Raw genomic sequence first — 24,911 nt, 5'->3', positions numbered from 1 at the left:
CCATCCCAATATATGGCACGCCCGCGCTGACATACAGGGAGGATGCAGGATGATCGGCACTTCACGTTCATGGCGGAGCCACGCCTCGGGTCTGGCGGTCGCCACCTTCCTGCTGGTCGCGGCCGATCCGTCCTTCGCCCAGACCGCCGGCGCGCAGGCCGCACCGGCTGCCACGCCGCAGGGCGCCCCGGCCCCCGCCGCCGGCACGCCCGCCGGCGACGAGATCGTCGTCAGCGGCATCCGCCAAAGCCTCGCCAACGCACTCAACATCAAGCGCGAATCGGCGCAGGTGCTCGATGCGATCTCGGCCGAGGACATCGGCAAGTTCCCCGACAAGAATGTGGGTGAAGCGCTCCAGCGCGTCACCGGCGTCCAGATCACGCGCGCCGGCGGCGAAGGCTCGGGCGTCGCGATCCGCGGCGCCGATCCGGCGCTGAACCGCGTCGAGGTCAATGGCCAGACCCAGCTCTCCACCGGCGCCGGCGTGTCCAGCCGCGCGGTCGAATTTCGCGACATCCCGTCCGAATTCGTGTCGCGTCTCGAGGTCGTGAAGTCCGCCACCGCCGACATGACCGAAGGCGGCCTCGGCGGCACCGTGCGCGTCATCACGCGCCGCCCGTTCGACAATAACGGCAAGCCGTTCCTCGCGGGCTCCGCGCAGACCGTATATACCGATCTCGCCAAGCGCTGGGATCCGAAGTTCGCGCTGATCGGCAGCAAGACCTTCTTCGAGGACAAGCTCGGCATCCTGCTGTCCGGCACCTACGAGAAGCGCAGCCTCTGGTATGATCAGGCGCGCACCACCGGCTGGCGCCAGGTCGACAGGAACCAGCCCGTCATGGCGCCCGCCTGCACGACCGACCGGATCGGCGTGGACGAGAATTGCGTCGATATCGACCGCAACGGCTTCGGCGATTTCTTCCCCGATATCCCGCGCTACGTGATCAACCGCGAGCTGACGACGCGTTACGCGTTCAACGGCATCGTCGAATATCGTCCGGTCGACAATCTCAAGCTGTTCGTCGAGGGTACCTATACGCGCGGCAAGCAGAAGCTGAACTCGCAGTTCCTCCAGCTCGGCACCGTCCAGGCCGCCACCAACGGCGGCGTCAGCCTCGCCAACACCACGCTCGGCGAGGATCAGACGGTCAGCCACGTCCGCTTCGTCGCCGCACCGGGCACGATCGGCACGGCGGGCGGCCTGAGCGCGACCTATCGCAATATCCTCGGCACGATCGATCGCCAGAATATCAACAGTCAGGTCGGCGGCGACTGGGACGTCTCGGATCGCTTCACCGTCTCGGCGCGCGGCAGCTATGCCAAGGCGAAGGCCGTCAACAACGAGATCAACGCCACTGCCGCCGCGCAGGGCCTCGCCTTCATCGATGTTGATTATAGCGGCTCTTCGGGCGCGCCGAACATCGTGCTGCCGATCGATCCGACCACGACGCAGGGCCTGACCCAGTTCATCGTCCTGCGGCGGCCTCGCTACAACAACCAGACCGAAAAAGCGGGCAAGATCGATTTCGAATATAAGCCCGAAAGCTTCCTCACCTCGATCAGGTTCGGCGTGCAGAAGCGCGACGTGGACGTCACCAGCAAGCTGTACGACGGCACCAAGACCTATAACGGCTATGTCGCGGGCACGCCCGGCCAGGGCAATGTCACGCTCGCCAATTATGCGACCGGCAGCTCGGTCGCGCAGGTCGTCTCCACCGGCAGCAACGCCGCGATCCTCCAGCAGATCCAGAATATCGTGCAGCCGAATTTCGATCTCGGCGATCACAATTTCTTCAATACCGGTAGCCTCGGCTTCGATGGCTATCAGCGCTTCCTGAACCTCGGCATGGACGTCGCCAATGCCGCCGGCGTCCCCGATCCGTTCGGCAACCTCAACCCCACCGATACGTGGGGCGTCTATGAGAAGAACATCGCCGGCTACGTCTCGACCGCCTTCGCGTTCGAGCCCGCGGGCATCAAGGTGAGCGGCGTGCTCGGCGCGCGCGTGATCAACACCAAGACCGAATCGCGCGGCTCGATCGTGACCGGCACAGGGCTGGCGGCACGTGTGTCGCCCTTCTCGCAGAAGGGCGAATATACGGAATTCCTGCCCAGCGTGAACCTGAAGGCCGAGCTGATCCCGAACAAGCTGTTCGCCCGCGCCACCGCGACCGAGGTGATCGCGCGTCCGGCGCCGTCGGATCTCGCGCCGCGCTTCACGCTCGATTCGGTCGGCTTCACCGGATCGCGCGGCAATCCGAGCCTGCAGCCCTATCGCGCCAAGCAATATGATTTCGGGCTGGAATGGTACATCAGCAAGGTCAACTTCCTGTCGGCGACCTTCTTCCGCAAGGACATAAGCTCGTTCGTCGATCGCACGACGCAGCAGGAGCTGATCAACGGCGTGAACTACACGATCACGCTGCCGGTCAACGGCACATCGAAGGTGCAGATCAACGGCGTCGAGGTCGGCAGCCAGGTAGCGTTCGATTTCCTGCCGAGCATCCTCAAGAACACCGGCGTGACCGCCAATTACACTTACTCGAAGGACAAGGGCTATAATCAGCTCGATTACTTCACGGGTGGCGCGCTTACCTTCCCGGGCCTGTCGCGCCACAGCGTGAACGTCTCGGGCTATTATGAGGACAGCAAATTCTCGATCCGCATGTCCTATAACTGGCGCTCGAAATATCTGATCGCGGCGCTCGATCGCGGCAACAATCCGGCCGTGGGCGCGGCCTTCGGCCAGTGGGACGGCTCTGCCAGCTACAATATCAACGATCACATCTCGGTCTTCCTCGAAGGCGTGAACCTGTTCCACGCGCAGCGGACCGAGAATGCGAACAGCGCCTATCGCCAGAACATCGTCGAAACCTATGGTCGGCGCATCTACGGCGGCGTCCGCGCCAAGCTGTAGGGTGCAGTTCCTGATCGCGTGTTAATCCCGTTCGCCCTGAGCTTGTCGGAGCCTGTCCTGAGCGCCTGCCTTGCAGGCAGTCGAAGGGGGCTGTTCTGCCTTCTTAGAGGGAAACCAAGAACAGTGCTTCAATGGGCTCAGCACGAACGGGTTTCGCGGACGGCCGCATTCTGTGTTCTCGCGCTTTCGCTGACCGCGCAAGGTCACGCTCAAAATCGCGTCCCCCTCGATCTCGCGCATTGGCGGATCGAGGGGGAGGATCCCGCGACCCGCGTCACCCGCCGCGGCGCGCTGCTCGATATCGATAGCCCCAAGGGCCTGACCCTCTGGCTCGATCGCCCGCTCGACGCCCCGGTCACGATCCGCTTCCAAGCTCGCGCGGTCACGGCCGGCGGCGCGAACGACAAGGTCAGTGATCTCAACGCCTTCTGGATGGCGAGCGAAGCCGACGGCACCTCGCCGCTCGCGCATCCCCGCACCGGCAGGTTCGAGGATTACGATACGCTGCGCACGTATTATGTCGGCATCGGCGGAAACCGGAACAGCACGACCCGGATGCGCCGCTACGTCGCCCGCCCCGGCGACCGCCCGCTCCGTCCCGAACATGACCGCACCGATCCGGCCGCGATGCTCGTCGCCAATCGCTGGACGACGATCACGCTGACCGCGCGCGACGGCCGCGCCACGGTCGAGCGCGACGGCCGCCCGCTCTTCGCGCTGACCGACACCGCGCCCTATCGCCACGGCTGGTTCGCCCTGCGCACCACCTGGAGCCACCTCCAGATCCGCAACCTCACGATCGACGCTCCCTCCCCCCGTTCGCCCTGAGCTTGTCGAGGGCGCCCCACACCACGTCGAAGAAAGAGTCCGATGCAAACGACCCGTCGCGACACGCTGAAGCTGATAGGCGCGACCGCGCTCGTGCCCGCCGCTGCCGTCGCCCGCCCGGCGCCCGCCAAGGCACGGCCCACCGCGCTCCACTGGATCGAAGGCGAAACGCCCAAGCTCCAGCTCGGCCAGACGCTCGGCGTCGCCTGGCCGCGCGGCGCGCTGCCCCGCCGCGCCACCTTCGCCGCCGAGAGCGGCGGCAAGCCGCTCCCCGCCCAGAGCTGGGTCACCGCGACCTGGCCCGACGGCTCGGTCAAATGGACCGCGCATGCGCTCGAGGCCGGCACCGCCGCGCCGGACGTCATCGTCCGCCCCGGCAAGCCCATCGCCCCCGCCACCCCCGTCCGCATCGAGCAGCGCGCCGATGCGATCTTGATCCGCATCGGCAGCCTCGCCTGGGAGATCCCGCGCAGCGGCGACGCATTGATCCGCTCCGCCATGCGCGACGGCCGCCGACTGATGGGCGCGCTCACCCTCGTCGGCAGCGTCCGCCCCTCGCTCGACGGCGCGGCGGTCCCCTTCACCGGCCATGTCGACCAAGCGGTCGTCGAGCAAAGCGGTTCGGTCCGCGCGGTCGTCAAGCTTACGGGAATGCATGTGATCGAGGGCCGCCGCCGCTGGCTGCCCTTCACCGTCCGCCTCTATGCCTATGCCGGCGCCAATCATCTGCGCGTCCTCCACAGCTTCGTCTTCGACGGCGATCCGCAGAAGGATTTTCTCGCCTCGCTCGGCCTGCGTGCCGCCGTGCCGATGCGCGGCGAGCCCCACGATCGCCACGTCCGCTTCGCCACCGGTGGCCCACTCTTCGCCGAGGCGGTCCGGCCGCTCACGGGCCTGCGTCGCGATCCGGGCGCGCGCTTTCGCGAAGCCCAGATCGCTGGCCGCGCCGTCCCTGATCTCGCGAGCATGAACAAGGCCGTCCGCGAAGGGCTCGACACGATCCCCACCTGGGGCGATTTCGCGCTCGAACAGCCCACCGCAGACGGCTTCCGCATCGAGAAGCGCACCACCGAAGGCTTCGCCTGGATCGCGTCACGCGCGGGCAAGCGCGCGCCGGGCTTGGCGTATGTCGGCAGCCCGACCGGCGGCGTCGCCCTCGCCCAGCGCTGGTTCTGGCAGCGCCACCCGAGCGCGCTCGCCATCCGCGACGCGGCGCAGGACGAAGCCAGCGTCACCGCCTGGCTCTGGTCGCCCGCCGCCCCGCCGATGGACCTGCGCACCTATCGCGGCGTGATGGGGATGGAGGGCTATGACGCGCAGAATCGCGGGCTCGACATCACTTATGAGGATTATGAGCCCGGCTGGGACAGCGCGACCGGCATCGGCCGCACCAACGAGCTGACGCTCTGGGCGCTCGACGCCACCCCCACGTCCGACACGCTCCAGGCGATGGCCGAAGCCAATGCCTTGCCCCCGCAGTTGATGGCCGATCCCGCCGCGCTCCACGCGGCTGCAGTGTTCGGCGATTGGGGCCTGCCCGATCGCTCGACCCCCAACCGCACGATCGTCGAGAACCAGCTCGACAACCTCGTCGATTTCTACGCGCACGAGGTCGAAGCACGCTCCTGGTACGGCTTCTGGGATCATGGCGACGTGATGCACACCTATGACGGGGACCGGCACGTCTGGCGCTACGACATCGGCGGCTTCGCCTGGGACAATAGCGAACTCTCGCCTGATCTGTGGCTCTGGCAGCAGGCGTTGCGCACGGGCAAGGCGCAGGCGTGGCGGCTGGCCGAGGCGATGACGCGCCACACGTCCGAGGTCGACACCTATCATCTCGGCCGTTTCAACGGGCTCGGCACGCGCCACGGCGTCCAGCACTGGAGCGACAGCTCCAAGCAGCCGCGCGTCAGCAACGCCGCCTATCGCCGCATCTATTATTACCTGACCGCCGACGACCGCGTGGGCGACATCCTCCGCGATCTGCTGACCTCGGATCAGGCGCTGGCCACCGTCGATATCGGCCGCAAGATCCCCGGCGCGAAGGCCTATGCCGGGCCGGCCGGCACGTTCGAGATGGGCTTCGGCCCGAGCTGGACCGCTTATGTCGCCGCCTGGCTGACCGAATGGGAGCGGACCGGCGATACGCGATGGCGCGACCGGATCATGCGCGGCATGGCCGGCATCGCCCGCCTCAAATATGGCTGGATGACCAACACCGCGCCTTACGATCCCAGGACCGGCAACTTCGTCGGCGGCGACGAGAAGATCCGCCTCCAGCATTTGACCTCGGTGTTCGGCGCGGTCGAGATCAATGCCGAACTGATCCAGCTGATCGACATGCCAGCATACCGTGCCGCCTGGCTTGACTATTGCCGCTGGTTCAACGCGCCCAAGGCCGAATACATTGCCCGGTTCGGCGAGCCGTTCGGCGCGCGCAATCTGCGCGAGGGCTATTCGCGCCTCACCGCTTACGCCGCCCGCGCGAGCGGCGATACGCGCCTCGCCGATCGCGCCGCGGTCGAATTCTTCTCGGGCGATCAGGGCCTCGGCACCTGGACCACCGACCCCCGCCACGAGGTCGCGGGCGTCGTCGAATGGCCGTCCGTCTCGACCAACGCCGCCGCGCAATGGGGCCTCGCCGCGATCCAGATGCTCGCGCTCGTCCCCGACGCGATCGACCGCGCGACGATTCCGCCGCACAATAGCTCGGCGCAGGAGCCGAGGACGAGCTAGCTTGCTGGCCGCCAAATCCCGACCGCGCTCATCCTGTTCCCAAACCGCTCATCCTGAGGAGCCACTGAGCTTGTAGAAGGGGCGTCTCGAAGGACTGGTGCGACATCGCAGGTCCTTCGAGACGGGCCTTCGCCAAAGCTCAGTCCCTCCTCAGGATGAGCGGTGGTGGCCGGACGTCACGCCGCCAACGCCATACTCAGATCGCGCAGCCACCGCTCCGTAAACGCCCGCGAAGCCCGCGCCGCCGGCGCCACCCCGTCGAACGCGTGGAACGCCGCCGGCACGACCGCGAGATCCACGCCGATGCCCGCGAGCGTCAGCGCCTCCGCATACGCAATGTCTTCGTCGTAGAAGAGATCGAGCGTGCCGACGCCGATGAACGCCGGCGGCAGGCCCTTCACGCTCGCCACCCGCGCGGGCACCGCCCCCGCCGGCGCGCCCGCCCCGCCCGGCGCTTGCCCGAGCAGCGACGCCCAACCGAACCGGTTCGCTTGCGGCGTCCAGATGAACTGCCCGGTCCCTGGTCTGGCCGGCCGGCTGCTCGCGGTACGATCGTCGAGCATCGGATAGATCAGCACCTGGAAAGCGACTGGGATCTCGCCGCGATCGCGCGCCGCGATCGCAAGCATCGCCGAATGCCCGCCGCCGGCGCTCGATCCGCCCACCGCGATCCGGCGCCGATCGACACCGAGCGTGTCGGCATTGTCGTGCACCCATTTGAGCGCCGCATAATTGTCGGCGAGCGAGGCCGGAAACCGTGCCTCGGGCGCGAGCCTGTACTCCGGCGAGACGATCAGCCACCCCTGCTCCTGCGCCGCGACGCGGAGCGCCGCACCGATACCGGCCGAGCCCGCGACATAGCCGCCGCCGTGGATCCAGATCAGCGCCCCGCGCGCCTTGCGGCCCGGCGCGCCGTCGAAGATCAAGGTCCGCACCGGTGGCTGGCCGGGCAGGCCCGGAATCATCCGAACCTCCAGCGGTGCCTTCGCGATGACGGGCTCGGGCACGGGATGCGCCTTCACCGCCGGCGGCCGCGCGCGGAATGCCGCGAGATTCTCGGCGCTGACGATCATGTCCTTCACGAGCCGCAGATCGTCGATCATCTCGGGATCGACCCCGGCGAAAGGGTCGCCCGCCGCCGGCATCACCGCGCCGAGCGGCCACGTGCCCGCCGCGGCGACGAGCGCCGACGCCGCCACCGCCCACATCACATCCCGCCTGCTCGCCTGCATCTCGCTCTCCCTGTCGCCCGATTTTTGGAACGTCGTCCCACTTGTTACCCAAATGGATTTATCCGACAATAAGCCAACGCCCGTCGAGGGCGACGCCAAGGAGATCGGGATGACGAAGCGCTTAAGCTGGCTGGCCGCGGGCACCGCCTTGCTGCTGACGAGCGTCGCCTCGGCCCAACCCGCGCCGCCGCAGGCCACCGCCGCCCTGCCCGCGCGCCCCTCGATGACGTTCGATGCGAACAGCGTCCCCGATCCGGCGCGCGTGCTCGCGGTCCTCGATTATTCGGCCGCGGCGCAGATCGCCGTTCAGCGCGCCGTGCCGATGACCTTGCGCGGCGACGTCGTCCGCCAGACAACGAACAACTGGGTCACCGCCGCTTTCCTGACCGGGCTCACCCGCCTGACGCGCGTCTCGGATGCGTCGGGCGGCAAGGCGTTCCTGCGCGACGCGGCCGAATATTTCAATTTCGGCTTGCGCGGCGGATCGAGCGCGCATGGCATGCTCGATGCCGACAATATCGCGGTCGGCGAGACCTATCTGGAGCTCTACGCGCATAGCGGCTGGGCGAACGAGCTCGCGCCGCTGCGGGAGCGGCTCGATTACACATTGCCCTATCTCGCCTTGAATCCCGCGCCGAAGAAGCTGGTCTGGTGGTGGTCCGATGCCCTGTTCATGGCGCCGCCCGTCTATGCGCGCATGGCCGTCGTCGCGAAGGACTATACCTATGTCGATGCGATGGATGTCCAGTGGTGGCGGACCTATGATCGCCTCTGGGCGCCGCAGGAGGGCCTCTATCTGCGCGATGAGCGCTTCGCCACGCGCCATGCGAAGAACGGCAAGCGCGTCTTCTGGGCACGCGGCAACGGCTGGGTGATGGGCGGCATCCCGCGCGTCCTCGAAAATCTGCCGACCGATTTCAAGAACCGCCCGCGCTATATCGCGACCTTGCGCACGATGTCGGCGAGCCTCGCCAAGCTCCAGCAGAAGGACGGTCTGTGGACGTCCAACCTGCTCGATCCGACCGATCCGTCCGGACCCGAGAGCACGGGATCAGCCTATTTCGTCTATGGGATGGCGTGGGGCATCAATCACGGCTTCCTCGATCGCAAGACCTACCTCCCTGTCGTGCTCAAGGGCTGGGCGGGGCTGACGGCCGCGATCCAGCCGGACGGGCTGCTTGGCTATGCGCAGCGCACCGGCGATCAGCCCTGGCCGACCGCCCCCGGCGACCACGCGCTCTACGGCACCGGCGCCTTGATCCTCGCCGGCCTCGAAATGATGAAGCTCAACGATCCCGTCGGCGTGCTGCCGGTGCCCGAGCCCGATCGCGATCCGGCCAAGCCTGTCGTGCCGCTGGCGCCCATGCCGCCCGCCGGCATGACGCACCAGGAAAAGGCGGGTTTCGATCGCGCGATCGCCGAACGCCAGGCGGTCCGCGATCTCGCCTTCGAGCCCGGCGACGAGGCCGCGCGCCCCGATCAGCCGCCGCGCGCCGACGGCATCGTCAATCCGAAGATCACGCTTCCGCTCACCCCGCCCGCCGATCGCTCGGCCCGCGCCAGCGTAAAGTTCGCGCCCTATCGCTACGACGACATCCTGTGGGAGAATGATCGCACCGCGCACCGCATCTACGGCCCCGCGCTCGAAGGCTTCGAGCCGCCATCGACCTCCGGTATCGATGCCTGGGGCAAGAACGTGGTCTGGCCCTTCATGGAACGGCAGCTTGCCACGGGGAAACAGCATGATTTCCACGGCGAAGGGATCGACTTCTACAACGTCAACACGTTCCGCGGCGCGGGCGGGCTCGGCGTGTGGCAGGACAGCAAATTGTGGGTCTCGCGCAACTGGGCCAAATACCGGATCCTGAAGGACGGCCCCGACGCCGCCGATTTCGAGGTCGATTACGCGCCCTGGCCGGTCGGCATCGATCGCAAGGCGTGGGAGACGCGCCGCTTCACGCTCCCGCTAGGCACCAATTTCACGCGCATGGTCTCCACGATCGGCTCGGACAAGAGTGGCCCGATGCTCGTCGGCGTCGCCATCCAGAAGCGCGCCACGTCGGACAAAGCGGGCAGTTGGAAGCCCGATCGCGCGACCGGCCGCTTCACCTTCTGGAGCCCGACCGATCCCGACAAGGGCGCGATGGGCATCGCCCTGATGGTCGATCCGGCGATGATCGCGGACGTGAAGGAGGATGCGGACAATTATCTGATCCTGCTCAGGGTCACGCCCGCCAAGCCGTTCGTCTATTATATGGGCGCGACCTGGAGCAAGAGCCTCGACTTCCACGACGAGGCCGCGTGGGTCGCCTATGTCAAAGATCAGAAGCCCGCGTTCGGGGTACCCGCGCGCTGAGCGCGGCAAAGCCGTCGCGCGGCGTTACGGTCTGTTAGCGAATCCGCCCTAATCTCTTTGCTGGAGAGAGTGAGGGCGTTCGATGGCAATGGGATATCCAGCCTCGGCAGGCGATGCGGGCATGACCGTAACCGATGCCCCACGGCTATATGCGATCGATCATGACCAAAGCTCGGACATCATCCGGGTGAGCGACCTCGCCGTCCAGAGCGTCGAGGAGATTGATCGCTATCTTGGCGAGCTGGGCCGCGAGATCGCGGCGATGCGCGCGCGCCGCGGGACGGTCAGACTCCTGGCCGATCTGCGCCACTCGCCGATCCGCAGCCAGGCCGCCGCCGAGCGGCTGAGGCGCGGCAATCTCACCTTGTACCGCGCCGGGGATCGCGTCGCGCTGCTGGTCGAATCCAGCCTGATGAAGATGCAGCTGCGCCGCAATCTCGTCGCCGATTATCAGAACATTTTCGTCTCGCCGCACGCCGCGGAAACGTGGCTGACCGCCCTCGACGCGACGGCCAGCCACGCCTGAGATCCGCTCCCGGCCTCAGTCCGCGACGAGCGTAATCGGCCCGGTCAGCCCCGACGGCTGCGAGACGACGAGTTTCTGATCCTGATCGGTGAAGCGCTCGCCATAGCGCAGGGACAGCACCTGCTGGTCCACCGGCCCGCGCGCGGCGAGCGCATTGAGCGCGCCGTTCATCACCGTCACCGCGATCTGGTTGGCACCCGGCTTGAGCAGGCCGGTCACGTCCAGTCGATAGGGCGGCGCCCACAGCGTCCCCGCCGGCTTGCCGTTGATCGTCACGATCGCCGCCTCGCGCACCGGCGGCGCCAGCATCGCGCGCGGCCGATCGGCGCGCCCGTCGGGTTCGGCGGCGGTCGGCACGCCCTTGCCGAAGTCGAGCGACAGCCGCCCGGCCGGCAGCGCCCCGAGCATGATCGTGCGGCGATAGACGCCGCTCCCGGAGAAGCTCTGGTTCGCGCCGCCTTGCGTCCACAACGCCGCCGCGCCGGGCTTGCCCGCCGCCTGTCCACCGAGCGTCAGGCTCCAGTCGCGCGACAGATCGGCGACGATACGCTCCGCATGCACCGGCTCCGCCGGCAGCGCGTCCGCGTCCTTCTCGAACAGCAGGAAGCGGGATTCATATGGCGCGAGCCTGATCGGAATATCTCCCGTCCCGCTCGCCCAGCGCCGCCCCGTTTCCGCATCCCACCACGCGCCACGTTGATTGTCGCCGATGAAGCGCGCACGCGTCTCGATCGCCGTTTCGCTCGTATTGGCGACGAAATAGAGATCGCCGCCGTCGAGCTTGCGATGCACGAAACCGATGCGCGGATCGGCCTTCGTCAGCGCGACATCGGGCGTCGCCGCAGCGCGGAGCGCGGCAGCGAGCGCGCCGCGCGCGACGATCCTGCCGCCGCCCGCGAAGATCCCGCTGCCGATGGCGTGCACCCGCCGCGTCGCCTCCGCCCCGTCGATCAACCCGCCCGACAGGTTCGGCGCATGATCGATCGCGATGACGATTCCGCCCTTCGCTTTCCAGTGGGCGATCGCAGCATAGGCCGCCGCATCGATCCGCTCGAGCGCGGGCAGGATCAGGATCCGGGCGGTGAGCTTGCCCGCGGTCACCGCCTGCGCGTCGACGAAATCGAAGCCGAAGCCCGCATCCAGCACCGGCGCGATCATGTCTTCGGGCAGATAGCGCGCCATCGCCTTGTCGACCGAGGCGTCGGCGGGCGTCAGCGCCGCGAACGCATCTTCGGTCGGCAGATAGATCGCCACCTGATCGGCGGGCGCGCCCTCGCGCAGCATCGCGCTCGCGCGGGTCAGATAGCGCGTCACCGCCGGCATCGCTACATACCAGGGATTGTGATCGTTGAGCGCGGACGCTGCGTAGAAAGCCCAGCCCGGCTCGGCCAGGCCCGGCGCGCTATAGGGCCAGCCATGCCCGATCAGCTGGTTCACGCCCTGCAGGAAGTGGCGATCCGCCTCCACCTTCATGTCGAGCGGCGTCGCCGCCCAGGACGGCGAATGCAGCCACGTCCACGTCTCGGACGACACGACCGGCTTGCCGTAGAGATGCGCCGCGCTCGTCGCCCAGCGTGTCGAGGTGAAGCGCCGCCAAGGCGCACCCTCGCCCTCGGGCAAGGCCACCAGTGCGTTCGAAGACAGACGCGGCGGCGGAAAGCCATAGACCTGCGCGCGGAAGCGTGTGCCGTGCGCCTTCGCCCAGGCGTCGATCGGGGTCAGGTATCGCTCGTCGACGAGCTCGGACAGCGTCAGCGCCCAATCGTGACGCACGCCGGCACTCTCGGCGCCAGTGTCGAACAAAGCCGGCAGATGATCGAGCAATTCATAGCCGCGCCGCTTGCGGAATTCTGCCGGCAGATCCCCGGTCCAGCTCGACCCATAAGCCTCCAGGCTGTCCGAGAACATCGCATAAGGGGGCGCCGACTTCGGGAAGGCGTCGAGCAGCCGATCGCCGACGACGCGCAGATGGTGCGTGACCGCGGCCGCATCGACATGATCGATCACGAAGCCCTCGCCGCCGACCGCCGCGCGCTTGACCTGCTGCCCGGTCCGCCCCGCCACGAACACGGTCAGCGTCCGCCCGCCCGCCGGCGGCGTGACGGCGACAGCGCCGTCGGCGATCAACACCCGCCGCCCGCTCAGGAACGCCGCCAGATAGGTCTCGCCCGCCGGCAGCGGCGGCAGCACGATGCGGTCGCGCCCCGCCGCGACCGGCAGATCAACCTTGCGGATCAAAGCCGCCGCCTCGGTCACGGGCACATGCGCGCCGCCGAACGGCCAGCCCGTGCCGATCGTCACGTCGATCCGCATCTTCTCCGCGCGCGCCGTCTCGCCGGCATGCGCGAGCCGCGCGACGAAATCCTTCGAGAGAAACGGGATGTTGACGCGCCCCGCCTGCGGATCGTCCGGCGTCAGCGGATAGGTCGGCTGCACCTCGAAGCCGCCGAAGCCGCCCGCCTTCATCGCGCGAATCTCGCGATCGATCTCGGCGTCGGTCACCGCCGGCCCGAACCACCACCAGCGCAGCATCGGCCGCGCATCCGCAGGCGGACTCTGGAAGCGGTCCCACAGATCCGAGGCCGTTGCCGGCGCGGCGAACGCTCCGGCGCAGGCGGCGAGCAGAAGCGCGCGCATCCGCATCATGGCTTTGCGATCTTCACCGCATAGACCTGCGGCGATCCTTCCATGTTCGATCGGAACACCATCCACTTGTTATCGGGCGTGAAGGTGATGTTCGGCTCCAGCCGGTAATCATGCTTGCCCATGTCGACCATCTTCTCCGCCGCGAAGGTGCCGGGCGAGATCAGGCCGCCGCTGTTCGCCGCATGGATACCGGCGACGTCGGGCACGTCCTTGGGCGTGAACAGGTAGAGGTATTTGGCGTCGGGCGCGTGCGCGACCATCTCGCTGTCGCCGCCGTCGCCCGAGAAATGCTTGAGGTCGGGCGCCTGGTTGTAATGGACCGACCACTCGTTGCGCTCGAGATGATACCAACGCCGCGCGCCCGTCGCGAGCTCGTAGCCCGCCAGCCAGAAATCCTCGCCGCGCGGCGTCTGCAGATCGTACCAGATCCACTTGCCGTCGGGCGAGAAGAACTCATGCCCGGCAATCTCCATGTTCATCGTGCGCTTGTGGACGAGCATGTTGCCGGTGCCGTCGGTGCGCACCGTCCAGATCCGGTCGACCTTATGCCAGGGCCCTTCGTGGCAATACATGATTAGCCCCGGGTCGGTCGGCGAGAACTGGATGTGGTTCAGCCAATCCTTGGACGAGGCGACGACCACCTTGCGCGCGCCCGTCTTGATGTCGATCGTGAAGATCTCCATCGCGATGCCCGCCTCTAGTCGCTCGTTGAGCCGCACCTCCTTGGCCTCGGCGAATGTATAGGGCGTGCCGTCCGGGCGGTTTGCGGCATAGGCCGCCTGGCCGAACGTCTGCTTGATCTCCGGCGCGCCTTTCTTCTGCGTGCCGTCCGGCTGGAGCGGCTTGTCGCTCGCCGCCCACTGGCCGAGCAGCAGGGTTTCGTCGGCGTTGATCGAGCCGATCGATCCCTTGGCGACCGTGGCGATCGTCCGCACCTTGCCGCTGTCGATGTCGGCAGCGAAGATCGTCGTGCTGCCCGCATCGTCGCGCTTCTTCGCGGCGTAATAAGCGGTGCGCGTCTTGCGCCCGGTGAAGAGCAGCTGGAGGTCCTTGCCCTTTACGAGCGGGGTTACGCTCCAGTCCTTCAGCGTCACGACCGAGATGCCGTCGGGCACCGAGATGACCATCTTGTCGCCCTGCGGCGTGTAGTTCATCTGGTGGAAATAGAGGCTCGCCGTGCCCGGCTCCTGGCTGATGCGGACGATCTCATGGCCCGTCGTCGGATCGATCCATTGCTTGACCGGCGCAGCACTTACGCTCCCGCCCGCCAGCATCGCCAGAGCCAGTATCGAACCGTTCCGCCAGACCATCCTCATTCTCCCACATGTCGGGACTAAATCCCGTATATTATGCTCGTCTTGCACCCAAGCAGGCCCGCCCGTAAAGCGGGATAAATGCGAGGAGCCAGCGATGTCGGCTCCCGGGAGGAGCGGATATGACGGGACGCGACGGATCGATCCGGCACGAGACGAAGCGGTGCGCGCCCCGATGATCGGCCTGCTGGGAATGCTCGCCGCCGCCGCCACGCCGCACCCGCTCGCCTTTGATTTCGGCACCAGCGGACAGGGCACGCCGGTCGCGCGCAGCCGCCTCTACGATAAGGGCGGCTACGGCTTCGAGCCGGGCGGCACCGCCGACGCCTTTCTGTTCTCCGCCGCAGTCCCCGAAGGCACGTACCGCGTCACCGTCCGCTTCGGCGACGCCAAGGCCGCGGGCACGACCACGGTAAAGGCCGAAGCCCGCCGCCTTATGCTGCTCGCCGTGCCGACGAAGCCCGGCAAGTTCGTCGAGCGCAGCTTTTTAGTGAACGTCCGCACCGATGCTCTCCCCCCCCCGCCGCCTACCGCGCCCGGCGGCGACGCGGTCCGGATCGATGCCAAGGACCGCGACGGTTTTGCGTGGGACGAGAAGCTGACGCTGGAATTCCTCGGCGCGCCCAAGGTCGCCTCGATCCGCATCGAGCCTACCAAGGCGCCGACCATCTACCTCGCTGGCGATTCCACCGTCACCGATCAATATGCCGAGCCCGCCGCGAGCTGGGGGCAGATGCTCCCCGCGATGCTCGACGACCAGATCGTCGTCGCCAACCACGCCAAGTCCGGCGAGACGCTGAAGTCGTTCCTGACCAGCCTGCGCCTCGACAAAATCCTCTCGACGATCCAGCCGGGCGACTGGCTGTTCATCCAGTTCGGCCACAACGACCAGAAATCGCAATGGCCGCAGACCTTCGTTGACACGGCCGAGACCTACCCCGCCTATCTCCGTGCCTACATCGCCGAAGCACGCCGCCGCGGCGCGCATCCGGTGCTCGTCACCTCGCCCGAGCGCCGCAATTTCGATGCGAATGGCAAGATCGCCGGCACCATGACCGAATATGCGGAAGCCGTCCGCAAGCTCGCGGCCGAGCAGCACGTGCCGCTAATCGATCTCAACACCGACACCAAGAAGATCTACGAAGCGATCGGCCCGGACCTGTCGCCGCTCCTGTTCATGGCGAACGGCACCGATCGCACGCACAATGATAATGAAGGCGCCTGGCTGCTCGCCAGCGCCATCGCCGAGCGAATCCGCGCCAATATCCCCGAGCTCGCGCCGCACGTCGTGATGCCGCATTTTGATCCCGCGCATCCGCCGCTGCCAAGCGCGATTTATATCCCCAAGAGCGTCGCCTACAGCGCCGCCAAACCGGCCGGAAACTGAGCGCATGATAACCCGCAGAGACGTGACCCTTGCGCTCGCCACCAGCGCCGCTGCCGCGCTCGCGCCCTTCCCGGCGCACGCCGCGCGCGTCTTCGACGTCCGCAAGCTCGGCGCGCGCGGCGACGGCGTCACGCTCGATACCGATGCAGTCAACGCCGCGATCGAGGCCGCCGCGCGCGCTGGCGGCGGCACGGTGCTGTTCCCCGCCGGCCGCTACCTCTGCTTCACGATCCGCCTCAAGAGCCGCATCACCCTGATGCTGGCAAAAGGCGCGGTCATCGAGGCCGCCGATCCCGCGCGCCACCCGGGCAAATATGATCTGCCCGAGGAGGAGATCGACCAGCTATATCAGGATTATGGCCACTCCTACTGGCGCAACAGCCTGATCTGGGGCGACGGCGTGGAAGATGTCGCGATCGTCGGCCCCGGCCTGATCCACGGCGTCGGCCTCACCCGCCACGGGCCCGGCGCGCGCTGGAAATCGCAGACCGGCGAGCGCCCGCTGTCGATGAAGCAGATGCCCGCCAAGAGCATCAGCGAGCTGGAGCCGGCCGCCGCCGCGATGCGCGACCAGGGCAACAAGGCGATCGCGCTCAAGAACGGTCGCAACATCCGCCTGTCCGGTTTCTCGATGCTCAAATGCGGCCACTTCGCGATCCTCGCCACCGGCACGCAGAAGCTGACGATCACTGATCTCCAGATCGATACCGATCGCGACGGCATCGATCTCGATTGCACCAAAGGCGTGCTCGTCGAGCGCTGCCGCGTGAACACGCCCAATGACGACGGCATCGTCGTCAAGGCGACCTACGCGCTCGGCCGATCGATCGCCGCCGAGGATATCGTCATCCGCCACTGCGCGGTCTCGGGCTACGATCTCGGCACGATGCTGGATGGGACGCGCGGCACGACGATGCTCGCCGCGCCCGATCGTGATCGCCCGACCGGCCGGATCAAGCTCGGTACCGAGAGCACCGGCGGCTACGCCCATGTCCTGATCGAGGATTGCACCTTCGATCATTGCCGCGGCCTCGCGCTGGAGACGGTCGACGGCGGCGCGATGACCGACGTGACCGCGCGCCGCCTCGTCATGCGCGACGTCACCACCGCGCCCATCTTCCTGCGCATCGGCGATCGCCGCCGCGGCCCGCCCGGCACCGGCATCGGCTCGATCCGCGACGTCACGATCAGCGACATCACCGCGACCGGCATCGATCATCGCTTCCCCGCGTCGATCGCGGGCCTGCCCGGCCACCCGGTCGAGGCGGTCACGCTGCGCAACATCGACCTGACCTATAACGGCGGTGGCACCGCCGAGGATGCCGCGCTCGTGCCGCCCGAAGTCCCAACGGCCTATCCCGAGCCGAGCATGTTCGGCGTGCTACCGAGCTGGGGGCTGTGGGTCCGCCACGCGAGGGACATCACCGTGGATGGGCTTAAGCTGCAGACTGCCACGCCCGACGCGCGCCCGCCCTTCAAGATTGAGGACGCACCCGGCCTCAAAGCCACCCGCACCCCTCTGTGGCGCGACTAGCGGCGATCGCCCACGCCCGTTTGGTTCGAGCAGCTTCGAGCTTGTCGAGAAGCGCCCGTCGAGAACTCGCCCGCCACTGAACCGACTTCTCGATTTCGTTCTCGGCAAGCTCGAACTCCGCTCGAAGCGAATGGCAGGAGCGGATTCAAGCACGACCACGTTGACGCGCCACCGCGATCGACGTACCATTATATACAGATCAATTCCACATAGTGGAAGTCGGAGAGGCCATGTCGATTCAGGCGTTCAAGATGCAGCTGAAGCCCGGCGTCATCGCCGAATATCGCAAGCGCCATGACGAGATCTGGCCCGAGCTGTCCGCTTTGCTCACCGACAGCGGCATCTCCGATTATTCGATCTTCCTCGACGAGAACACGCTCTCGCTCTTCGCGGTCCTGAAGGTCGCCGAGGTCAACAGCCAGGCCGACATGCCCCACCATCCGGTCATGAAGCGCTGGTGGGATTATATGGCGCCGCTGATGGAGGTCGAGCCCGACAATCGGCCCAAGGAATGGCCGCTCCCGATGATCTTCCACCACGCCTGATGCGACCAATGCGCCGTCATCTGATCGCCCTTTCGCTCGCGACCGCGCTGGCGCCCGCCACGCTGCACGCGCAGGTCGGACGGCAGACCGAGAATCTCGCCGCCCCGGTCAAGATGTTCGGCCGCGTCTCCTACGACGCGCGCTCGCTGATGATCGACGGCAAGCGCCTCGTCATCTGGTCGAGCGAGATGCATCCGTTCCGCCTGCCCAGCCCCGATCTGTGGCGCGACATTCTCCAGAAGATGAAGGCGAGCGGCTTCAACACCGTCGCCGTCTATTTCGACTGGGGCTATCACAGCCCGAAGCGGGGCGTGTACGACTTCACCGGCATCCGCGATGTCGAGCGGTTGCTGACGATGGCGGAGGAGGAAGGCCTCTACGTCATGACCCGCGCCGGGCCATACGTGAACGCCGAACTCTCGCGCGGCGGCTTTCCCGGCTGGCTCGTAAACCAGAAGGCACGCGCGCGCACCGACGATCCCGATTACATGGCCGCCGCCGATGAGTGGCTGACGCATATCGACGCGATCATCGCCCGCCACCAGATCAACGGCGACGGCAAGGGCCATAACGGCACCGTCATTCTCCACCAAATCGAGAATGAGCTGTCGGCGACGACGCCGTCGCAGCGCCGCTACATGGATCATCTCTACGCCAAGGCGCGCGCCGACGGCATCAACGTCCCGATCTTCCACAACGATCAGGGCCGCAACGGCAATTGGGTCCCCGAAAGCTCCACGATCGCGAACGTGATCAAGGGCCCGAACGACCTGTATGCGTTCGATGGCTATCCGGGCGGTACCTGCACCGTCGCCGGCGAGCCGACGCGCGACGTCGCCGCGCCCGAATGGGGCTTCTACGGCCCCGGCGGCGCGAAGGGCGGCGCCTCCGCCTCGCCGAACACGCCCGGCTTCCTCGCCGAATTCGGCGGCGGCTGGTTCGATTATTGGGGCTCGAACGGCGGCTACGAATGCAACGCGATCCAGCGCGGCAAGCGTTTCCAGCGCGTCTTCTACGGCACCAATCTCGCCAACGGCATCGATATCCAGAGCTTCTACATGGGCTATGGCGGCACGAGCTGGGGCTGGCAGCCCGCCCCCGTGGTCTTCGCGAGCTACGATTATGGCTCGGCCATTTCCGAGGCGCGCGAAGTCCGCGAAAAGGCGGAGGAGCTCAAGCAATTGGGCGGCCTCATCGCCGCCGTGCCCGATCTCGCGGGCATGGTCCCGGCAGGCGCGGTGCAGGTCTCCTCGCCCAACGTCGCCGTCTATCACAACAAGAGCCCGGAGACGGACACGCGCTTCCTGCTCGTCACGCACAAGCCGTCCAACCGCCAGAGCGACGACAGCTTCACGATCACCGCCGATCTGCCCGACGGCAAATACACCTTCCCCGCCGCCGGGCCGATGCGCCTGAACGGCTTCGACGCGAAGTGGCTCGTCGCCGGCGTCGCGCTCGGCGGCCAGCGCCTCGTTTACTCGACCTCCGAAGTGCAGACCGCGCTCAAGATCGACGGTCAGGACGTGATCCTGCTCTACGGCCGCGCCGGCGAAACCGGCGAGACGATGCTGCGCTTCGCCTCCGCCCCTACCGTGACCGTGGTCCAGGGCGGCGCGACGAGCAGCTTCGATGCCGCCAAGGGCGATCTCCGCCTCGATTACGCGCATAGTGGGCGCTCGATCGTCCGCATCGAGGGCGGCGGTCGCCCGCCGCTGACCCTGATCCTCGCCGACGAGGCCGAAGCCGTGCGCTACTGGCATCCCGCCGGCAGCGACGTGCTGGTCCGCGGCCCCGCGCTCGTCCGCAGCGCCACCGCCGCGCGCGGCACGCTAGCGCTGACCGGCGACACGAAGGACGCCACCCCGCTCGAACTGTGGGCGCCCGCCGCGCTCAAGTCGGTTCGCTGGAACGGCGCCGCCGTGGCGATGAAGACCTCCCCCATCGGCAGCCGCGTCGCGACCACGCCGCTCGCCGGCCCGGCGCCCGTCGCTCTCCCCACGCTCACCAACTGGCGCATGGCCGCCGGCTCGCCCGAGGCCGATCCGGCGTTCGACGATCGCAAATGGCAGGCGATCGACAAACGCGGCAGCGCGACGATCACCGCCAAGCCCGATGGCCAGCCGACGCTCGTCATGGACCCCTATGGCTTCCACGACGGCGACGTCTGGTATCGCGGCCATTTCCAGGGCGGCGCGGACGCCAAACAGCTCGCGCTCTTCTACGGCGGCGGCGGTGCGGGCCTCGTCCAGGTCTGGCTCGACGGCAAGTTCGTCGGCCAGAACGAGATTGCGAGCGGCCTCCCCCGCCCGATCACGACCGCTCTCGCGAAGTTCGACGTCTCCGCCGCGCAAGCGCCCGGCGATCATGTCCTCAGCGTCATGGTCCGCAACGACGGCCACAATTGGGATCTCGATGCCGACGATTTCCACAAGGAAGCGCGTGGCCTGATCTCGGCTTCGCTCGATCGCCCCGGCGGCCGCAGCTTCGCGATCCCGATCGCCTGGAAGATCCAGGGCAAGAAAGGCGGCGAGGATCTCCCCGATCCGGCGCGCGGCCCCGCCAACAGTGGCGGCCAATATGGCGAGCGGATAGGCTGGCATCTGCCCGGCTTCGACGACGCCCGCTGGCAGTCCGCGACCGTTCCGGCCGCCACCGCGCAGGCGGGCACGACCTGGTATCGCACGAACGTCACGCTCTCCGTCCCCAAGAGCCAAGACGCGACGATCGCTTTGGCGTTCGGCGACACCACGACGCCGCGTTCGATCGCGCAGTACCGCGCGCTCATCTTCGTCAACGGCTGGAACATGGGGCAATTCATCGCCCATATCGGACCGCAGCGCGTCTTCCCGATCCCCGAGGGCATCCTCAACCACCACGGCCCCAACAGCATCGCGCTCGCCGTCACCTCCGATGGCGCGCCCGGCGATGCCTTGGAGCAGGTCAGGCTCGTCACGATGCGCAACGTGAAGGGCGGCATCCCCGTCCGCATGGTCGCAGCGCCGACCACGCCCGCCCAGCTCAAATAGCTTCAACCCTTTTCTATCGATCTTCAGGAGACTAAATTGGCCGCCCTCACCCATGACGTTCCGCACGGCGACGTCACCACCGCGATCGCCAAGCTGATCGACAATCTGCTCAACATCAAGGACGAGACGGGCGAGTTCCTGCTCCATCTGGAAGACGGGCGGATCATCGACACCAAGGGCTGGGCCGGCTGGGAGTGGACCCACGGCGTCGGCCTGTTCGGCCTGTGGCGTCTGTTCGAGCAGACCGGCGACAAGACCGCGCTCGCGGTCATCAAGCAGTGGTTCGAGGATCGCTTCGCCGAAGGCACGCCGACCAAGAACATTAACACGATGGCGCCGTTCATCACGCTCGCCTACCTCTACGAATACGAGCCAGATCCGCGCTACATCCCCTATCTCGACACCTGGGCCGAATGGCTGATGGCCGATGACGGCCTGCCCAAGACCGAGGAAGGCGGCTTCCAGCACATCGTCTTCAACGACGTGAATCCCGGCGAGATGTGGGACGACACGCTGATGATGAGCGTGCTCCCGCTCGCGAAGATCGGCCTGCTGCTGAACCGCCCGCATTATGTCGAGGAGGCCAAGCGCCAGTTCCTCATCCACATCAAATATCTGTTCGACAAGAAGACCGGCCTCTGGTTCCACGGCTGGGATTTCAACGGCCGCCACAATTATGCCGAGGCGCTGTGGGCGCGCGGCAATTGCTGGGTCACGATCGCGATCCCCGAGATCATCGAGATCCTCGATTTGCCCCAGGGCGATGCGTTTCGCATTTTTCTGATCGATACGCTCGCCGCGCAGGTGAAGACGCTCGCCGAAACGCAGGATCCCGAGACGGGCCTGTGGCACACGCTGATCGTCGATCCGACCAGCTATCTCGAAGCCTCGGCCACTGCCGGCTTCGCTTATGGCATCCTCAAGGGCGTCCGGAAGGGTTACCTGCCGCGCCATTATGAGGAAGTCGGCATCAAGGCGGTCAAGGGCGTGCTCGCCAATATCGACGAGGCGGGCGAATTGCAGCAGGTCAGCTTCGGCACCGCGATGGGCGAGACGATGCAATTCTACAAGGACATCCGCCTGACCTCGATGCCCTACGGCCAGAGCCTCGCGATGGTCGCTCTGGGCGAGTTCCTGCGCACCTATATCTGATGAAACCCTGCCCCACCCGCTCATCCTGAGGAGGGACTGAGCGCAGGCGAAGACCCGTCTCGAAGGACCCGCACCGCTGCGCAAATCCTTCGAGACGCCATTTCGACTTCGCTCAATGGCACCTCAGGATGAGCGGGAGGTAAAAGTTTGCGTATGCCCCAGGAGTTAGGACCCATGGCTTCGGCCGCCATCACCCCCCGGCCCGTGCGCTGGTACAATCTCGCCGCCTACGGCTCGAACGACGTGCTCGGCGCGGGCTCGATGGCGGTCATCAGCACGTGGATCCTGCTCTTCTACACCAGCTTCTGCGGGCTCTCGGCCGCGCAGGCGACGATCATATTCGGCGTCGCGCGCGTGCTTGATGCCTTCACGAGCCCCATGATCGGCCACCTGTCCGACAATATCGGGCGCTCCTGGCTCGGCCGCCGTTTCGGCCGCCGCCGCTTCTTCATCCTCGCCGCGATCCCGCTCTTGCCGAGCTTCGCGATCATGTGGGTCGCGGGCCAGAGCTTCTGGTATTATCTCGTCACCTACGTGCTGTTCGAGATGGTCTACGCGATGGAGATCATCCCGTACGAGACGCTCGCCTCCGAAATGTCGACCGACTATCGCACGAAGGCGAAGTTCGCCGGCGCGCGCATCCTGCTCGGCCAATGCTCGGCGGTCGGCGCGGCCTTCCTGCCCGGCTGGCTGATCTCCTATCTCGGCCCGAAATCGCCCGACACCTATCTCTATATGGGCATCATCTTCTCTGGCCTGTTCATGGGTGCGGCGGGTCTGCTCTACGCGTTCAGCTGGGAGCGTCCGCGTCCCCCCGGGCTCGACGAGGAGGAAGCCGCGCGCGGCGGCGCAACGCTCGGCGCGGCGTTCAGGGCGCTCTACCGCAACCTCTTCTCCACGCTGCGCATCCGCGCGTTCCGGCTCCATCTCGGCATGTATCTCGGCGGCTATATCAGCCAGGATATCTACAATGCGGCCTTCACCTATTTCGTGATCTTCGCGCTCGCCGGCTCCACCGCGATCGTCGCCAATCTCGTCGGCGTGACCTATGTGGTGCAGCTCGTCGCGGTCGTGCTCGCGATCAACTTCGCGCTGAAGCTCTCGCCCGCCGCCGCCTACCGCATGGCCGCGGCCAGCTTCGCGATCGGCGTCGTGATTTTCCTCGTCATGTACGGCGCGGGCTATGGCGCGACCTCGGCGCTCTTCTGGCTCCCCGTCGTCTTCGCAGGCCTTGGGCGCGGCGCGCTGAACTACATCCCCTGGGCGACCTACAATTATATGGCCGACGTCGACGAGATCGTCACCGGCCGCCGCCGCGAGGGCGCCTTCGCCGGCGTGATGACCTTCGTCCGCAAGATGAGCCAGGCGCTCGCCGTTATCCTCGTCGGTCAGGTCATGCAGGCGTCGGGCTTCGTCTCGAAGGCGACCGAGCAGAGCCCGCAGGCGATCGCCGCGATCGTCGGCGTGATGGGGCTCGGCACGATCGCAATGCTCGCCTTCGGCGTCTTCGTCTCGACGCGCTTCCGCCTGACCCCCCGCACGCACGGTATCCTGATGGCCGAGATCGAGCATCTGCGCGCGGGCAACCGCACCCCCTCATCTGCGGAGAACGGCGCGATCGTCGAGGATCTCGCCGGCTGGCGCTACGACCGCTTGTGGGGCAACAACCCGGTCGGAGGCGCCCGCTGATGATCGGTCTGTTCGCTCTCGCTGCCGCTGCCGCCTCTCAGCCGGCGATTGCGCCCAAACCCCTGTTCCGCGATCCGGTTTACGATGGCGCCGCCGATCCCTCGACCGTCCATGATACGAAGACGGGCGAGTGGGTGATGTTCTACACCAACCGCCGCGCCGCGATGGCGCCCGCCGCCGATCCCAAGGACGTCGGCTGGTTCCACGCCACCCATATCGGTATCGCCCGCTCGAAGGACGGCGCGCGCTGGCGCTACGGCGGCATCGCCGCCATCCCCAAATCCTGCACCGGCGAGACGCTCTGGGCGCCCGACGTCGAATGGCTTGCCGGCCAGTGGCACATGTGGATCACGGTCGTCCCCGGTGTCTTCAAGGACTGGAACGCGCCGCGCTTCCTCGTCCACCTGACGAGCAAGGATCTGAAGAGCTGGCAATGCGGCGAGAGGCTGGATCTCGGCTCGGACCGCATCATCGACGCGAGTGTCGCCGGCTTGCCCGAAGGCGGCTACCGTCTCTGGTTCAACGACGAGAAAATGAACAAGGCGATCCGGTACGCGGACAGCTCCGATCTCGTCCACTGGACGATCAAGGGCACGGTCGTCGAGACGCCCGGCGAAGGCCCCAAGGGCTTCCGCTGGAAGGGCCAGTGGTGGCTGATCTCGGACGCGTGGAAAGGCCTCCTCGTCATGAGCTCCGCCGACGGCGAGCATTGGACCCGCCAGCCGGACTATCTGCTCGCCGACGCCGGCAAAGCCGAGACCGACCGCGCCAAGGGCCAACACCCCGACGTCATCGTCGCGGGCGACCGCGCCTATCTGATCTACTTCGTCCACCAGACCAACGAACCGCAGACCGCGACCGACAACGCCTGGGGCCGCCGCACCGCGATCCAGATGACCGAACTGCACGAGCAGGACGGCGTGGTGACGGTCGATCGCAATGCGCCGACCGAGGTGGATCTGAGCGGGCGATAGAGGCCCGTGTAACGGATTATCCCAACCCGTTCGGTTCGAGTAGGGAT

15 protein-coding genes are annotated in these 24,911 nt (G+C 66.9%); 12 read left to right on the top strand and 3 right to left on the bottom strand.

The features are described from left to right. The first annotated feature begins 49 nt into the window (after positions 1-49). The 3 genes from Q4F19_RS00645 (at position 50) to Q4F19_RS00635 (ending at position 6,484) form a co-directional block, all read left to right on the top strand. Positions 50-2,917, top strand: coding sequence for a TonB-dependent receptor (locus Q4F19_RS00645; protein WP_303539212.1), 2,868 nt, complete (start codon positions 50-52; stop codon positions 2,915-2,917). A 123-nt stretch (positions 2,918-3,040) separates the two neighbouring features. Beyond that, entirely contained in the window at positions 3,041-3,745 is a 705-nt protein-coding gene (locus Q4F19_RS00640) for a DUF6250 domain-containing protein (RefSeq protein ID WP_303539211.1), read from the top strand. A 42-nt stretch (positions 3,746-3,787) separates the two neighbouring features. Further along, entirely contained in the window at positions 3,788-6,484 is a 2,697-nt protein-coding gene (locus tag Q4F19_RS00635; protein ID WP_303539210.1) for an exo-rhamnogalacturonan lyase family protein, read from the top strand. 176 nt (positions 6,485-6,660) lie between these two features. Here the strand turns inward: Q4F19_RS00635 and Q4F19_RS00630 are convergent, their stop codons facing one another. Then, on the bottom strand, positions 6,661-7,716 hold the full coding sequence (locus Q4F19_RS00630; RefSeq protein ID WP_303539209.1) for an alpha/beta hydrolase: 1,056 nt from the start codon (positions 7,714-7,716) through the stop codon (positions 6,661-6,663). Between the two features lie 109 nt (positions 7,717-7,825). Here Q4F19_RS00630 and Q4F19_RS00625 point away from each other — a divergent pair, with 109 nt between their 5' ends. Together Q4F19_RS00625 and Q4F19_RS00620 are read left to right on the top strand one after the other, a co-directional pair. Next, a complete protein-coding gene (locus tag Q4F19_RS00625) occupies positions 7,826-10,072 on the top strand; it encodes a glycoside hydrolase family 88 protein (RefSeq protein WP_303539208.1) in 2,247 nt (748 codons plus the stop codon). A 121-nt stretch (positions 10,073-10,193) separates the two neighbouring features. Beyond that, on the top strand, positions 10,194-10,598 hold the full coding sequence (locus Q4F19_RS00620) for a hypothetical protein (protein ID WP_303539207.1): 405 nt from the start codon (positions 10,194-10,196) through the stop codon (positions 10,596-10,598). A 15-nt stretch (positions 10,599-10,613) separates the two neighbouring features. Here Q4F19_RS00620 and Q4F19_RS00615 read toward each other — a convergent pair whose 3' ends face one another. Next, positions 10,614-13,244: a glycosyl hydrolase gene (locus tag Q4F19_RS00615; RefSeq protein WP_303539206.1), complete on the bottom strand. Its 2,631-nt coding sequence runs from the start codon at positions 13,242-13,244 to the stop codon at positions 10,614-10,616. Next, on the bottom strand, positions 13,241-14,554 hold the full coding sequence (locus tag Q4F19_RS00610; RefSeq protein ID WP_303539912.1) for an oligogalacturonate lyase family protein: 1,314 nt from the start codon (positions 14,552-14,554) through the stop codon (positions 13,241-13,243). The genes Q4F19_RS00615 and Q4F19_RS00610 overlap by 4 nt, the downstream gene beginning before the upstream one ends. A gap of 178 nt (positions 14,555-14,732) precedes the next feature. Here Q4F19_RS00610 and Q4F19_RS00605 point away from each other — a divergent pair, with 178 nt between their 5' ends. The 7 genes from Q4F19_RS00605 to Q4F19_RS00575 all read left to right on the top strand — a co-directional run bounded on the left by Q4F19_RS00605 (position 14,733) and on the right by Q4F19_RS00575 (position 24,864). After that, positions 14,733-15,944, top strand: coding sequence for a rhamnogalacturonan acetylesterase (locus Q4F19_RS00605; protein WP_431312356.1), 1,212 nt, complete (start codon positions 14,733-14,735; stop codon positions 15,942-15,944). Between the two features lie 4 nt (positions 15,945-15,948). Further along, a complete protein-coding gene (locus Q4F19_RS00600; protein WP_303539204.1) occupies positions 15,949-17,478 on the top strand; it encodes a rhamnogalacturonidase in 1,530 nt (509 codons plus the stop codon). Positions 17,479-17,708: 230 nt separating this feature from the next. Next, positions 17,709-18,023: an L-rhamnose mutarotase gene (locus tag Q4F19_RS00595; protein ID WP_303539203.1), complete on the top strand. Its 315-nt coding sequence runs from the start codon at positions 17,709-17,711 to the stop codon at positions 18,021-18,023. Between the two features lie 8 nt (positions 18,024-18,031). Next, on the top strand, positions 18,032-21,049 hold the full coding sequence (locus tag Q4F19_RS00590) for a glycoside hydrolase family 35 protein (protein ID WP_303539202.1): 3,018 nt from the start codon (positions 18,032-18,034) through the stop codon (positions 21,047-21,049). 36 nt (positions 21,050-21,085) lie between these two features. Continuing rightward, positions 21,086-22,201 (top strand): beta-galactosidase BglB, encoded by a 1,116-nt coding sequence (bglB, locus tag Q4F19_RS00585; RefSeq protein WP_303539201.1) that lies wholly within the window; start codon positions 21,086-21,088, stop codon positions 22,199-22,201. A gap of 174 nt (positions 22,202-22,375) precedes the next feature. Then, the gene (locus Q4F19_RS00580; protein ID WP_303539200.1) at positions 22,376-23,890 is read left to right on the top strand and encodes an MFS transporter; all 1,515 of its coding nucleotides are present in this window, start codon (positions 22,376-22,378) and stop codon (positions 23,888-23,890) included. Continuing rightward, the gene (locus tag Q4F19_RS00575; protein ID WP_303539199.1) at positions 23,890-24,864 is read left to right on the top strand and encodes a glycoside hydrolase family protein; all 975 of its coding nucleotides are present in this window, start codon (positions 23,890-23,892) and stop codon (positions 24,862-24,864) included. The genes Q4F19_RS00580 and Q4F19_RS00575 overlap by 1 nt, the downstream gene beginning before the upstream one ends. The last annotated feature ends 47 nt before the right edge of the window (positions 24,865-24,911 follow it).

The sequence above is a fragment of the Sphingomonas natans genome (genome assembly GCF_030546695.1).
GTDB classification, from domain to species: domain Bacteria; phylum Pseudomonadota; class Alphaproteobacteria; order Sphingomonadales; family Sphingomonadaceae; genus Sphingomonas_I; species Sphingomonas_I natans.
The sequence above is the reverse complement of the archived record's forward strand: the minus strand, read 5'-3'. Positions and strand labels throughout refer to the sequence as shown.

What these genes read in the sequence shown, in the direction of transcription:
- Q4F19_RS00645 (WP_303539212.1), top strand. Translation starts at nt 50, where the DNA reads ATGATCGGCACTTCACGTTCATGGCGGAGCCACGCCTCGGGTCTGGCG.
- Q4F19_RS00635 (WP_303539210.1), top strand. Translation starts at nt 3,788, where the DNA reads ATGCAAACGACCCGTCGCGACACGCTGAAGCTGATAGGCGCGACCGCG.
- Q4F19_RS00630 (WP_303539209.1), bottom strand. Translation starts at nt 7,716, where the DNA reads ATGCAGGCGAGCAGGCGGGATGTGATGTGGGCGGTGGCGGCGTCGGCG.
- Q4F19_RS00625 (WP_303539208.1), top strand. Translation starts at nt 7,826, where the DNA reads ATGACGAAGCGCTTAAGCTGGCTGGCCGCGGGCACCGCCTTGCTGCTG.
- Q4F19_RS00620 (WP_303539207.1), top strand. Translation starts at nt 10,194, where the DNA reads ATGACCGTAACCGATGCCCCACGGCTATATGCGATCGATCATGACCAA.
- Q4F19_RS00615 (WP_303539206.1), bottom strand. Translation starts at nt 13,244, where the DNA reads ATGATGCGGATGCGCGCGCTTCTGCTCGCCGCCTGCGCCGGAGCGTTC.
- Q4F19_RS00610 (WP_303539912.1), bottom strand. Translation starts at nt 14,554, where the DNA reads ATGGTCTGGCGGAACGGTTCGATACTGGCTCTGGCGATGCTGGCGGGC.
- Q4F19_RS00605 (WP_431312356.1), top strand. Translation starts at nt 14,733, where the DNA reads ATGATCGGCCTGCTGGGAATGCTCGCCGCCGCCGCCACGCCGCACCCG.
- Q4F19_RS00600 (WP_303539204.1), top strand. Translation starts at nt 15,949, where the DNA reads ATGATAACCCGCAGAGACGTGACCCTTGCGCTCGCCACCAGCGCCGCT.
- Q4F19_RS00595 (WP_303539203.1), top strand. Translation starts at nt 17,709, where the DNA reads ATGTCGATTCAGGCGTTCAAGATGCAGCTGAAGCCCGGCGTCATCGCC.
- Q4F19_RS00590 (WP_303539202.1), top strand. Translation starts at nt 18,032, where the DNA reads ATGCGCCGTCATCTGATCGCCCTTTCGCTCGCGACCGCGCTGGCGCCC.
- Q4F19_RS00580 (WP_303539200.1), top strand. Translation starts at nt 22,376, where the DNA reads ATGGCTTCGGCCGCCATCACCCCCCGGCCCGTGCGCTGGTACAATCTC.
- Q4F19_RS00575 (WP_303539199.1), top strand. Translation starts at nt 23,890, where the DNA reads ATGATCGGTCTGTTCGCTCTCGCTGCCGCTGCCGCCTCTCAGCCGGCG.